This window comes from Paenibacillus sp. J22P277, from assembly GCF_059383675.1.
Genome location: NZ_JBXENS010000011.1, coordinates 113,150 through 125,878, shown reverse-complemented (window position 1 = coordinate 125,878; position 12,729 = coordinate 113,150). Strand labels below are relative to the sequence as shown.

13 protein-coding genes are annotated in these 12,729 nt (G+C 60.7%); 12 read left to right on the top strand and 1 reads right to left on the bottom strand.

Annotated features, from left to right (window positions below; translation table 11 throughout):
- Positions 1-136: 136 nt before the first annotated feature.
- The 6 genes from AC50YL_RS32605 to AC50YL_RS32580 all read left to right on the top strand — a co-directional run bounded on the left by AC50YL_RS32605 (position 137) and on the right by AC50YL_RS32580 (position 5,812).
- Positions 137-1,069 (top strand): LysR family transcriptional regulator, encoded by a 933-nt coding sequence (locus AC50YL_RS32605; RefSeq protein ID WP_494837556.1) that lies wholly within the window; start codon positions 137-139, stop codon positions 1,067-1,069.
- Positions 1,070-1,200: 131 nt separating this feature from the next.
- Positions 1,201-2,091 (top strand): DUF72 domain-containing protein, encoded by an 891-nt coding sequence (locus AC50YL_RS32600; protein WP_494837555.1) that lies wholly within the window; start codon positions 1,201-1,203, stop codon positions 2,089-2,091.
- A gap of 96 nt (positions 2,092-2,187) precedes the next feature.
- The gene (locus tag AC50YL_RS32595) at positions 2,188-2,613 is read left to right on the top strand and encodes an RrF2 family transcriptional regulator (protein ID WP_161745822.1); all 426 of its coding nucleotides are present in this window, start codon (positions 2,188-2,190) and stop codon (positions 2,611-2,613) included.
- Positions 2,614-2,696: 83 nt separating this feature from the next.
- Positions 2,697-3,008 (top strand): thioredoxin, encoded by a 312-nt coding sequence (trxA, locus tag AC50YL_RS32590; protein ID WP_161745821.1) that lies wholly within the window; start codon positions 2,697-2,699, stop codon positions 3,006-3,008.
- Positions 3,009-3,626: 618 nt separating this feature from the next.
- The gene (locus AC50YL_RS32585; RefSeq protein ID WP_494837554.1) at positions 3,627-4,862 is read left to right on the top strand and encodes a molybdopterin-dependent oxidoreductase; all 1,236 of its coding nucleotides are present in this window, start codon (positions 3,627-3,629) and stop codon (positions 4,860-4,862) included.
- Positions 4,863-5,038: 176 nt separating this feature from the next.
- A complete protein-coding gene (locus AC50YL_RS32580) occupies positions 5,039-5,812 on the top strand; it encodes a MerR family transcriptional regulator (RefSeq protein ID WP_494837553.1) in 774 nt (257 codons plus the stop codon).
- Between the two features lie 242 nt (positions 5,813-6,054).
- Here the strand turns inward: AC50YL_RS32580 and AC50YL_RS32575 are convergent, their stop codons facing one another.
- A complete protein-coding gene (locus AC50YL_RS32575; RefSeq protein ID WP_494837552.1) occupies positions 6,055-6,201 on the bottom strand; it encodes a hypothetical protein in 147 nt (48 codons plus the stop codon).
- A gap of 403 nt (positions 6,202-6,604) precedes the next feature.
- Between AC50YL_RS32575 and AC50YL_RS32570 the strand changes: the two genes are divergently transcribed.
- The 6 genes from AC50YL_RS32570 to prmC all read left to right on the top strand — a co-directional run bounded on the left by AC50YL_RS32570 (position 6,605) and on the right by prmC (position 12,608).
- The gene (locus AC50YL_RS32570) at positions 6,605-7,180 is read left to right on the top strand and encodes a hypothetical protein (protein ID WP_494837551.1); all 576 of its coding nucleotides are present in this window, start codon (positions 6,605-6,607) and stop codon (positions 7,178-7,180) included.
- Positions 7,181-7,322: 142 nt separating this feature from the next.
- Positions 7,323-8,423, top strand: coding sequence for a redox-regulated ATPase YchF (gene ychF / locus AC50YL_RS32565; RefSeq protein WP_494837550.1), 1,101 nt, complete (start codon positions 7,323-7,325; stop codon positions 8,421-8,423).
- A 229-nt stretch (positions 8,424-8,652) separates the two neighbouring features.
- On the top strand, positions 8,653-9,102 hold the full coding sequence (locus tag AC50YL_RS32560) for an RrF2 family transcriptional regulator (protein ID WP_494837549.1): 450 nt from the start codon (positions 8,653-8,655) through the stop codon (positions 9,100-9,102).
- Positions 9,103-9,264: 162 nt separating this feature from the next.
- On the top strand, positions 9,265-9,912 hold the full coding sequence (locus AC50YL_RS32555) for a nitroreductase family protein (protein ID WP_494837548.1): 648 nt from the start codon (positions 9,265-9,267) through the stop codon (positions 9,910-9,912).
- 245 nt (positions 9,913-10,157) lie between these two features.
- Complete coding sequence (gene prfA / locus AC50YL_RS32550; protein WP_494837547.1) at positions 10,158-11,231, top strand: peptide chain release factor 1; 1,074 nt, start codon at positions 10,158-10,160, stop codon at positions 11,229-11,231.
- Positions 11,232-11,369: 138 nt separating this feature from the next.
- On the top strand, positions 11,370-12,608 hold the full coding sequence (gene prmC, locus AC50YL_RS32545) for a peptide chain release factor N(5)-glutamine methyltransferase (protein WP_494837546.1): 1,239 nt from the start codon (positions 11,370-11,372) through the stop codon (positions 12,606-12,608).
- The last annotated feature ends 121 nt before the right edge of the window (positions 12,609-12,729 follow it).

Sequence of the window (12,729 nt, the reverse complement as noted above, 5' to 3'; positions counted from 1 at the left end):
CAATTTAGCCGAGAAGTATCAGGCGAACGTTAACGAGACGTCTAGGTTTTGTTAAATATCATCTATACGTATTGATATAAACATAGATCGCATCTATATTCAGAATTAGAGAAGTTCGAAGGAGGATGGTCAGCAGGTGAACGTGCAACAGTTGCGGGTATTCGTGGAGGTATGCAGCGGAGGGACATTGCAGGAGGCGGCGGAGAAGTTGGGATTAAAGCAGCCGACGGTCAGCTTTCATCTCCGAAAGCTCGAGGAGGAGCTCGGCGTGAAGCTGTTCCATAAGCCGGCGCGGAGCTTGTTCCCGACGGAGAACGCCGCGGACCTGATGCCCTATGCCAGGCGGATCGTCGCGCTCATGGAGGAAGTGGAGTCGATGATGGAGGAGCGGCGGGACCGGGGGGAGGGCAAGCTGAAGCTCGGCGCCAGCTATACGCCGGCTACCTACTTCCTGCCGCCGTACATGGCGGAATTCGGGAGCCTTCATCCGCGCGTGCGCATCCAGCTGAGCGTGAAGAAAGCCGACAGTTTGCTGGACATGCTCCGCAAATACGAGATCGACGCGGCCGTCGTATCGCTTCCGTCGGACCGCCTCGAAGGCCTGGTCATGGAGAAGCTAATGGAGGACGAGCTGAAGCTGATGCTGTCGCCGTCCCATCCGCTCGCGCGGCGCGCCGAGCTGACCGCTGCGGATCTGCAGCCGCAGACGTTCCTGCTGCATGAGGCCGGGTCGACGTCGCGCAAGCTGACGGACGAGTGGGCGGCGGGTCTTGGTCTGACTTGGAGCTCTTTCATGGAGCTGGGGGCGATCGAGACGATCAAGGAAGCCGTCAAATGCAACATCGGCGTCGGCGTGCTGCCGAAACGGAGCGTGCTGCGGGAGGCGGAGTCCGGCGAATTGGTCATGCGCGATCTGCCGCAGCATGTGAATCGCCGCCATATCTGTCTCGTGTACCGCCGGGAAGAGCAGATTTCCAGGCAGGTGCGCGCCTTCATCCAATTCCTGCTTCATGAGCGCGGAAAGGAATCCTTCGCTGCGCCGCCCGTCGGCATTCAAGCTGGGCGTTAGGCTTCGCGGACCAAAGCCGTTGATTCGGGAAAATAATGCACGGTAGACTGGATAAGCGTTGAAATAATCCGTATCGAGGCAGAATGGTAATGGAGATGCGAGGCGGGCGGCCGCCGAAGGAGGCGTGAGGCATGATCGATATCGGGTTATGCGGCTGGGGCGACCATTCCGAGCTGTACCGGGAAGCGGGCGCTTCGCGCGGCAAGCTGCCGATTTACGCGCAATGGTTTCGGGTAGTAGAGGTAGACAGCAGTTTCTACGCGATCCAAGCGCCGCATATTATGGAGAAGTGGGCAAGCGAGACGCCGCCGGGGTTCCGGTTCGTGGTTAAGGCGTATCAGGGCATGACCGGCCATGACCGCGGAGGACGCGAGCGCCGGCCGTTCGAGAGCGACGATGCGATGTTCGCGGCGTTCCTGGAAGCCGTCGCGCCGATCCGGGCGGCGGGCAAGCTGCTTGCCGTCTTGTTCCAGTATCCGCCGTGGTTCAATTGCGTTCGCCGCAACGTCGAGACGCTTAAAGCCGCGAAGGCGCGGATGGGCGACGTGCCGTGCGCGCTGGAATTCCGCCACCGGAGCTGGTACTCGGACGACATGCGCGCGAAGACGCTCGCGTTTGCGCGCAGGGAAGGCTGGATTCATACCGTCTGCGACGAACCGCAGGCGGGGGACGGGTCGATTCCCATCGTGGAGGCGGCGACGGACGACGGCTTGACGCTCGTGCGGCTGCACGGCCGCAACGCGGAGGGCTGGGTGTCGGCGGGCCAGCCCAATTGGCGGGACGTGCGGTACTTGTACCGGTACAACGAGACGGAGCTTGCGGATTGGGCGGCGCGCCTGCGGCGGCTGGAGCGGTTATCGGACGAGCTTTGCGTGCTGTTCAACAACAATTCCGGCGGGGACGCGGCCGACAACGCCCTGCAGCTGATGGCCATGCTCGGCCAGCTGCCGCCGCGGGGATCCTTCGCGCTTGCGCCGCCGCCGGACGAACCGGAGCAGCTCAAGCTGTTCGAGCTTGAATAGCCTTTCCGTTTTTTTCGCAAAATAAAAGGGTGACCGCCGTTGACAGTATCAACTGTAACTGATATGATTACAGTACAAAGCGGGGTGCCGTTAACCATGAACAGCGAATTCACGATTGCCGTCCACAGTTTAGTTTACTTGGCTTATTTGCCGGAGCGCATGGCGCCCAGTGAGGCCATCGCCGAGAATGTTTCCACCAATCCGGCCCGTATCCGCAAAGTAATGAGCTGTCTGAGACGCGGCGGTTACGTCGATACGCGCGAAGGCGCAGGCGGCGGATACCGGCTGACGCTCGATCCGGCGGTCGTCAATTTGGCCGATATCTATCGGCTCATGGCGCAGGGCTCCGTTATTCCGAGCTGGTGCTCGGGCGATCCGGACATGGATTGCGTCGTCGGTTCCAACATGCGGGAAGTCATGGATGGGATTTTCTGCAGGGCGGAGAAGCAGTTGGAGGCTTATTTCGGCGGAATCACGATTTCCGACGTTCTGGGCCAGATCAAGGAGTGCAGCGATTGTTAGCTGCCGTCGTCAAGTCCCTTTTTGGTGAGACGGGTGTCCCCCTTCCCATAGCATCGAACTTATTGTAGAGAGGATGATTGACCATGACACAAGTATTGACGAAAGATAACTTTAACCAAAGCATCGAGAGCGGCGTAACGCTCGTGGATTTCTGGGCTCCGTGGTGCGGACCTTGCAAAATGCAGCTTCCGATCGTAGACGAGCTTTCGACCGAACTTTCCGGCACGGCGACGATCGGCAAAATCAACGTCGACGAAGAGCCTGAACTGGCTTCCCAATTCGGCGTGATGTCCATCCCTACGCTGATCGTGTTCAAAGACGGACAGCCCGTCGACAAAATGGTCGGCTTGCAGTCGAAGGACGCTTTGAAAAACAAAATCCAAAACCAAATCTAATGCTCCGGTTTTGCGATGGGCTCTCCCGTGGTGCTCCGCACCAAAGTCGTTCCCATTCGCAAAACCTTCGCGGCAGAATACGTGTGGGGCGTTGCCCCCTCCCCCTCTGGGTAGAGCGGCTTGCCGGCCCGGGATTCGGGGCGAGACGAATGAGCGCTTCCGTGGTGTTTCACACCAAGGTCGCTCTCCTTCGTCTCGCCCCGTTTTTGTTTTGGGCCGTCTTCGCTTGCTTCGCTGAAGTGATTGCGCTTCGCGCATGCGCTCGCGTCGTCTCGGATCCCTCGTCTGCTTCGCGGAAGTGATTGCGCTTCGCGCTTGTGCTCGCGCCGTCTCGGATCCCTCGTCTGCTTCGCGGAGTGATTGCGCTTCGCGCTGGCGCTCGCACCGCCTCGTTTCCCTCGTCTGCTTCGCGGACTGATGCGCTTCGCGCTTGTGCTCGCGCCGTCTCGGATCCCTTGTTTGCTTCGCGAATTGACGCGCTAAGCGGTATACTGAAGATAAATGAGCTGGATATCGAACCGAATAGGTGGTTCCCGACGTTACACTAAGTAGGGAAGTCATGCCGAAAAGCTGGGAAAGTCATGCGGAAGCGAATGCGCGGAAAAGGAGGCCGATCCGGTGGCGGAGTGGCTGCAGAAGGTGAGGAAAGGCTACGGCAAGAAATTGGCGAGCCTGCATGCGTGGAACGGTTGGATTGTCGTCGTGCTGGCGTTTACGGGGCTGATTTTGTTCCAAGGGTTGTGGCGGGGCATTCTTGGCGAGGGCCGCGTGGTTATCCGGTACATACATATCGTCGTCGGCATCGCATCGCTCGTCCCGGTCGTCTATTATTTGCTGCTGGCCGGCAAGCACTGGAAGCAGCTGCGGGGGAAGACGGCGCAGCGGGTCAACGTGATCATCGTGCTGGCGCTGCTCGTCGGCTGGCTGCTCTCGGGCCTGCTGCTATGGCAGTTCAGGGCCGTCGGGCCGCGCTGGTCGAACAACGCGCTGGTCGTGCATGATCTGCTGACTTGGGTCGGTCTGCCGTATATCATCTACCATTCCGTCACGCGGCTCAAATGGCTGAAAGAACCGCATCGCCGTACCGTGAAGACCGGCCGGGAGGGCGAGGGCGCCGGCGTGCATCCCGCGTCGAATCCCGCGGCCGTCATGTCGCGCAGCAGCTTCATCAAGACGGCCATAGGCGCCGGGATCGCCATTACGGTGGGGCCGTCCTTTCTGCAATGGCTCGGCAATCAGCTGAGCGCCGGCACGGACTATGACGCGGCGGTCGCGACGGACGCCAACAAGCTGTTCCCGGCGCCCGCGCCGCTGCCGGCCTCCATGCCGCCGATCGGGGGCGGCAGCAAAGGGTCGTTCCGGATCTACACGGTCACGCCGATTCCGAAGTTCGACAACAGCACGTTCTCGTTCAAAATCGACGGTTTGGTGAATAAGAAGCTGCAGTGGAACTGGGAACAGTTCGTGGCGCTGAAGCGCGAGGTGCAGGTGAGCGATTTTCACTGCGTGACGGGCTGGTCGGTGTACAACAACACCTGGGAAGGCATCAAGCTCAAGGATTTCCTCGCGATGGCGGGCGTGCAGCCGGGCGCGAAGACGGTCAAATTCTACTCCGGCGACGGCGTGTATACGGACGCGCTTACGCTGGAGCAGGCGAACATGGACGACATCCTCGTCGCCGTCATGCACGACGGCAAGCCGATTCCGAGCGACCTCGGCGGACCCGTGCGGCTCGTCGTGCCGAAGATGTACACGTACAAGTCCGTGAAGTGGCTGAACCGCATCGAGCTGATCGACGGCGACCATATCGGGTATTGGGAACAGCGCGGCTACTCGAACGACGCGTGGGTGTAGGAAGTTAGGCGACGGATACGGCCCGGTGCAGGGATGCGCCGGGTTTTTGGCTGTCCTTTACTGCCGCGGATGGCTGGTCGCGAGCAGCCTTAGGCCAGGTTAATTTTCCGCGCAAGATCGATTTGACATTCACGTAACGTAAAGGTGTAGAGTGAAGTTGTCGGGAGGCGAGGAACATGGAATACACCGTGCAAAAGCTGGGCCGCCTCGCGGGAATCAGTACGCGGACGCTGCGGTTCTACGACGAGATCGGCATCCTGAAGCCGGCCAGGACCAATTCGTCCGGTTACCGGATCTACGGTCAGGCGGAGGTCGACAAGCTGCAGCAGATCCTGTTCTACCGGGAGCTGGGCGTCAGCTTGGACAACATCAAAGCGATCGTGACCGATCCGTCCTTCGACGGCGCGGCGGCCTTGCGCCGGCACCGGGAACAGCTTCTCGATAAACGAAAACAGCTCGATGCGCTTATCGCGAACGTGGAGACGACGATCGCATCGGCCGAAGGGAGAACGGAAATGAGCGATCAGGAAAAATTCGAGGGGTTCAAGCAGCGCATGATCGACGAGAACGAGCAGCGGTACGGCAAGGAAGCGCGGGAGAAGTACGGCGACGAAGCCGTGAACAAATCCAATGCGAAGCTGAAAGGCATGACGCAGGAGGAGCACGAGCGGCTGAACCGGTTGACGCAAGAAGTGACGGATACGCTCGCGGAAGCGTTCAAGACCGGCGATCCGGCCGGCGAGCTCGCGCAGAAGACGGCTGACCTGCATCGGCAATGGCTGACTTTCCACTGGGATGCCTACAGCAAGGAAGCGCACGCGAATTTGGCGCAGATGTACATGGACGACGAGCGGTTCAAGGCTTATTACGACGCGAAGCAGCCGGGAACGGCCGAGTTTCTAAGAGATGCGGTGCATATTTACACAGGCGCGGCGGGGACAGGGCAGTAGCGCTGCGATCAAGAGGAGCGAGGCAGCGAGAAAGGGTGTCCCGGGTCGCGAAGACCTGACACCTTTTTTGGCTTGTCGCGCCGGCAGTGGCAGGTTCATGAGACATGATCGGGCCGATCAAGATTGGCGAGCCGATCGAGGCGGAGTCCTTTCACGGACGCAGCGAAAAAGGCGAATCCAATCCCTGTCGCAATAGGGAGCGATTCGCCTTTTTCGCGGATAGCCCGCCGACGCTGGCCTGATTACTTATCCGTCTTCTTCTTCGCGTTGCTGTAATTGGTGACGGACTTGGCATCCTCGAGGACGTCGTTGACGAACGCCATATCCTGGTTTTTAGCCTTCATGCGGGTCGTGCCTTTATAGTTGCCTTCGTGGGTTTGGTTTTCCATGACGACGATCACCTCCGGGAGTAGTATGCGCGCCTTGCGCGGGGCGCATGCGGAGGCGCGGAGAGGCTGGTAATGTCCGCCGGCCGCGGCAGCGATTGTAAAATGTACGTATAGCTCCACGATACGACATACTTCGACATTTCCGATTCGTTATAATGGGTTTCAATGTCTAATCATGGCAATTTTTACTAAGACATAACGACTATGAACGGATCGGGAGGCTTATTAACCATGAATTATTGCATGCAATGCGGCCAGAAAATGATCGAAGGCGAGGTGCACGCCTGCCAAGAGGCGGCCGCATCGGCCGGGTTCGGTTCGGCGCGCGGACGCGGCAATTCGCAATTCGGGACTGCCGGGACTGCCGGGAGCCGCCGCGTTCAAGCAGGTGGATGTCCATCGAATGCTGGCCCTGCTCAAAAATCCGCAGCATGCCGAAAATCTGCAGCCGGGCAAGGATTGGATCTACGGGGCGATCGGACTTGTCGCGTCAATTCTTGGCTTCATGATCTGGGTCTGGATGATCGGCAAGAAGATCGAGTCGATGTTGGGCGGCCTGTTCGGCGGCTTCGGCGGCTTGACGGATTTCGGGAATGCGTCCGGGACGATCGGCTCCATGCTGACCGGCAGGCTGTTCGTGCTCGCGGTGATATCGCTCGCGTCGCTGCTGGGAACGCTGTGGCTGGTCGGCAGCTGGCAGGGCGGCCGGAAGCTATCGGTCCGGGAGCTGGCGACTTACGTCGGCGGCGCGCAATATACGTTCGCGGCCGGCTTCGTCGTCGCCGGCATGCTGGCTTTCGTCAATATGGGCCTTTCCTTCGCGGCGTTATCCATCGTGCTGCTGTCGGCGCTGGCCATGAACCTGATTGCGGGCTTGGAGATCGCCCAAGTGTCCAGGGAGCGCCGGTTCTCTTTCATCGCGAGCAGCATCGCCGTTTACGTGATTATCGTGGCGCTGCTCTCCAAGCTGTTCATGTAAACCGGGCAGGAGAAAAACAGGCCCCGTAGATCCGAAAGTTCCGGCCCGAATCCCCGTTCTCCCAGGCAAACCTTCTTTCCATCCGGCCATGCTTCGGGTATAATGGCGTGAGATTGTTTAATACGGAACAGGGGTGTACGGCATGGCTTTGAAGGCTGGAATCGTAGGTTTGCCGAACGTGGGCAAGTCGACGCTGTTTAACGCAATTACGCAAGCGGGCGCGGAGTCCGCGAACTATCCGTTCTGCACGATCGACCCGAACGTCGGGGTCGTGGAGGTGCCGGATGAGCGTTTGGATAAATTGACGGAGCTGGTGGTGCCGAACAAAACGGTGCCGACGGCGTTCGAATTCATCGATATCGCGGGCATCGTGAAGGGCGCGAGCAAAGGCGAGGGTCTTGGCAACAAGTTCCTGGCGCATATCCGCGAAGTCGACGCGATCGTCCACGTGGTACGCTGCTTCCAGGACGACAACATCACGCATGTCTCGGGCAAAGTGGATCCGATCGGCGACATCAACACGATCAACCTCGAGCTGATCCTGGCGGACATCGATTCCGTCGACCGCAAAATCGAGCGTTCCCGCAAAAACCTCAAGGGCGGCGACAAGAAAGTCGCGCAAGAGGTGGAAACGCTGGAGCGCGTCAAGGAAGCGTTGTACAACGACATGCCGGCGCGCAGCCTGGACCTCTCCGACGAAGAGCAAGCGCTCATCCGCGATCTTCACCTGCTCACGATGAAGCCGGTGCTGTACGCGGCGAACGTCAGCGAAAGCGAAGCGGCCAACTCCGACGGCAACGGCTTCGTGGACCTCGTCCGCGAATTCGCGAAAGCGGAAGGCGCGGAAGTCGTGCCGATCAGCGCGAAGGTGGAATCCGAGATCGCCGAGCTGGAGGGCGAAGACAAGGAAATGTTCCTCGAAGAGCTCGGTCTGACGGAATCCGGCTTGAACCGCCTGATCCGCGCGGCTTACAAGCTCCTCGGACTGTACACGTATTTCACGGCCGGCGTACAGGAAGTGCGCGCTTGGACGATCCGCCAGGGCATGAAGGCGCCGCAGGCGGCCGGCGTCATCCATACGGACTTCGAACGCGGCTTTATCCGCGCGGAAGTGGTGTCTTACGACGATCTCATGGCGGCGGGCTCGATGAACGCGGCCAAGGAGCGCGGCCAGCTCCGCCTCGAAGGCAAGGAATACATCGTGCAGGACGGCGACGTCATGCATTTCCGTTTCAACGTGTAAGGGTTAGCTTGAATAAAACGTTATCTGCGGGACCCGGGCAACCGGGTCTTTTGTTCGTATTCGACCGCGCGTACCGGCGGAGCCGGCCGAGCGTCCGCCCGCTTCCCGCCGTACCGGACTTACTGGAGGAAACTTGCACGCGGTGCATGAAAGCGGGAAATTACCTCTTGCTGGCGGCTCGCGTATCCGGTACAATGCAAGCACGCCAAGCTTGAAGGAGGGATTCAAAATGAACATGGAGAAATGCGCGGGGTCGGGGTCCAATCATCCGAAATGGTTCGGGCTTGCGCTGCAGGCACTTGTCATTTTGTCCCGCGATCAGGTCCAGACCTGCCCGAGCGCGGAGCTCGCGCAGCAGCTGCAGTCCGAGCCGACCTTGCTTCGCCGCATCCTCGCCATCCTCGCGAGAGAAGGCATCCTGGAGACGCGCGAAGGCCGCGACGGCGGTTACCGGCTGCGCAAAGACCCGCACGCGATATCGCTGGCCGATATCTTCGACGCGCTGCAGGTCGCGGATCCGCTTCGCTGCGGCATCAAGGACACCACGGGCTCGAACCCGTTCGGCCTGGAGATGAATGCGATTTTCTCCGAGCTTGCCGCCGAGATGGACAAATCGCTCAAAGCGCTGCTCGGAACCTATACGCTCGGGGACTTGGCCGACCGCGCCAATCGCTGCTAAGGCACGGGGGAAGCCGCCGATTGACAACAAAACGATTCGGCATTATACTGTGCAATAAATACAACAGTTAGCTGTATGGGGTTGAATTGCGAAGAACGAGTTTTTTAGTGCCATATACTGTGCATTTTTTTACACAGACAACATTTCGAGGAGGAACTCATAATGACTAATCCGCAAGTGCAAGAACAAGCTTTTTCCGCGGTGATCCGCGAGCGCCGTTCCGTTCGATCCTACGATCCAAGCTTCAAAATTTCCCGCGAAGACATCAAAGCCTTGCTTGGAGACGCCATCTTGGCTCCGTCGTCTTCGAACCTTCAGCCGTGGCGTTTCCTGGTGATCGATTCCGAGGAGCAGAAGCAGAAGCTGCTGCCGATCGCCTTCAACCAACAGCAAGTGGCGGATGCTTCCGCGGTCATCGCGGTGCTGGGCGACCTGGAGTCTTATACGCTTGCCGAGGACATCTACGGCCGCACGGTCGATGCGGGCTTCATGCCTGCCGACGCGGCGCAAGCGTACGTGGAGCGCATGGTCGGCATGTATTCCGCGCTTCCGTCCGAAGTGAAAACGAGGATCGCCGCGACGGACGGGGGACTCGTCTCCATGCAGCTGATGCTTGCGGCGCGGGCGCGCGGCTGGGACACGGTGCCGATGGGCGGCTACGATGCCGCGAAGTTCAAAGAAGCCTTCGGCGTCGGCGAGCGCTACCTTCCGATCATGCTGATCGCGGTCGGCAAAGCGTTGAATCCGGGCCGTCCTACCGTGCGCCTGGCCGTGGACGAAGTGACGAGCTTTAACGAAATGACCAATTAATTCGGCTTTCATGCGATGCGAATAAGGGTCTTCCGCGGGACGCGAATGCGTCTGCGCGACCGATCGGGACTTTCGTCAGTTCCGTGCCGGTCACGCGCAAGCGGAAGATCTTTTTTTGACGGTTCGCATTCGATGCGTCCGGCTTCCATTTCTCCATAATTGTAACGTTTATGGATTGCCGCGCGTTATGTTATACTAAGAAGACGAAGAATGGATTCATTCTAATAACCAAGAGGTGAATGACAGTGTTGGACCGTTTGCAAGCACTCGCCGACCGCTACGATAAGCTGAGCGAATTATTATGCGACCCGGCCGTGGCCAGCGATCCGAAGCGCCTGCGCGAATTTTCCAAGGAACAATCGGATTTGCATCCCGCTTACGCGGCATATACGGATTACAAGCAAGTGTCCGAGCAGCTTGACGATGCGAAAGTCATGCAGAACGAGAAGCTCGACGACGAAATGCGCGAAATGGTGAAGATGGAAATCGACGAACTGAGCGCGCGCAAAGAGGAGCTGGAGGAAGAGATTCACTTCCTGCTGCTGCCGAAGGACCCGAACGACGACAAGAACGTCATCGTCGAGATTCGCGGCGCCGCGGGCGGCGACGAGGCGGCGCTGTTCGCTTCGGACCTGTACCGCATGTACATGAAATTCGCGGATGCCCAAGGCTGGCGCATCGAGCTCATGGAGTCCAACGAGAGCGATCTCGGCGGCTTCAAAGAGGTAATCTTCATGGTGACGGGCAAGGGCGCGTACAGCAAGCTGAAGTACGAGAGCGGCGCGCACCGCGTGCAGCGCATCCCGGTTACGGAATCCGGCGGGCGGATTCATACGTCGACCTCGACGGTCGCCGTCATGCCGGAAGTCGAGGAAGTCGAAGTCGAGATTCTGGATAAAGACATCCGCGTCGATACGTACTGCTCGAGCGGCGCGGGCGGCCAGTCCGTCAACACGACCAAATCCGCCGTGCGCGTGCTGCACGTGCCGACGGGCATCATGGCGCAATGCCAGGACGGCAAGTCCCAGAACGAGAACAAGGCGAAGGCGCTTCAAGTGCTTCGCGCGCGTATCTCGGATTTGCACCGTCAAGAGGAAGAAGCGAAGTACGCCGGCGAACGCAAGAGCAAAGTCGGCACGGGCGACCGCAGCGAGCGGATCCGCACGTACAACTACCCGCAAAGCCGGGTAACGGATCACCGCATCGGCCTGACGCTGCACAAGCTGGATTCCGTGCTGAACGGCGACATGGAAGAAATCATCAACGCGCTGACGCTGACGGCGCAGACGGAATTGATGGAGCGCGAGAACCTCGCGTAAGCAGGAACGGCATAAGCGAACGCAACGGGAGCAGCCTATGGGAACAATGCTGAACATGAACTTCAGCGTTCTCCCCGGGTATGCTCCCGTTTTTGCCGCATGGCGGCTGGGACTCATGAACATGAGGATGGTGCGAGAATGACGGAGCAATGGAAAGACGGCGCGGCCGGACGGCATGGCCTGCAAGGCCATGACGCGGCGGAGGAAGCCGCGATGCGGCATCGTCTCGGCGGGGAATCAAGCGCGGCATCGTCCGACGGCACCGGGGAGCCGGAGGCGGCGGATGCTTCGCGCGAAGCGGGTGCGGCAAGCGGCGATGCGCAGGCGAGCGTAGCCGGCGAGACGGCGGGTGAGCCGGAGCGGACTCGGCCGGAGTCGATCGGGGAAACCTGCCTGCGGGCGGCATCCATGCTGAAGGAACGGGACATCATGGAGCCGCGGAATAATGCCGAGCTGCTGCTCATGCATGTGCTGGAGCTGGATCGCGCGGCGCTGCTGCGGGATTGGCGGGATCCTTTTCCCGCGGAGCGCCGCGCGATGTGGGAAGCGCTCTTGGCGCGCAAGGCGGCGGGCGAGCCGGTCCAGTACTTGATCGGAGAGCAGTGGTTCTACGGCCTGCCGTTCGCGGTGACGCCGGCGGTGCTGATCCCGCGGCCGGAGACGGAGCTGCTCGTGGAGGCCGTGCTGGAAGCGGCCGATCGGCTGTGGCCGGAGGCCGCGGGTGCCGCGGCGCCTGGCCAAGCTGGCGTCGCTGATGGCGCAGGCGGCATGGCGCTCGGCGAGCGGGCCGTGCCTGGCGGCGGCGCCGCCGATGATCGCGTGCCGACGGTGGTCGACGTCGGCACGGGCAGCGGTGCCATCGGCGTGACGCTGGCGGCGCTGCGTCCGGGATGGCGGGTATGCGCGTCCGACCTGTCGCCGGACGCGCTCGCGGTCGCCCGCGCGAACGCGGCGCGCCACGGGGCGGCGGCGCGCATGACGTTCGTGCAGGGCGACCTGCTCGGGCCGTTCGCGCGGCCGCGGCCCGAGGCGCGCGATGACGCGAACGGGGACGGCGTGGCCGGCCTGCGTATCGACGTGCTGGTCTCCAACCCGCCGTATATCCCGGCGGGCGACATTGCCGGCCTGCAGCCGGAGGTGCGCGATCATGAGCCGCGCCTCGCGCTGGACGGCGGCGACGACGGCCTGACGCCTTATCGGCGCATGGCCGAACAGCTCGCGCGGCTCTCCGCGATGCCGCGCATCGTCGGCTTCGAGCTCGGCATCGGCCAAGCGGAGGCCGTCGCCGATCTGCTCCGCGGCATCGGCGCTTGGCGCGAGGTGCGCATCATCCCCGACTACGCGGGCATCGACCGGCACGTGCTTGCGATCGCATAGAATCGCAAGATTCATAGAGATTCCGATAGGCGCGGCTGCATGCGAATCTCATGCGGGAACCGCGTGTTTACGCCGCTGGAGGCGTCCTGGACGGGACGTCTTTTTCGCGTTTTCCCCTCTC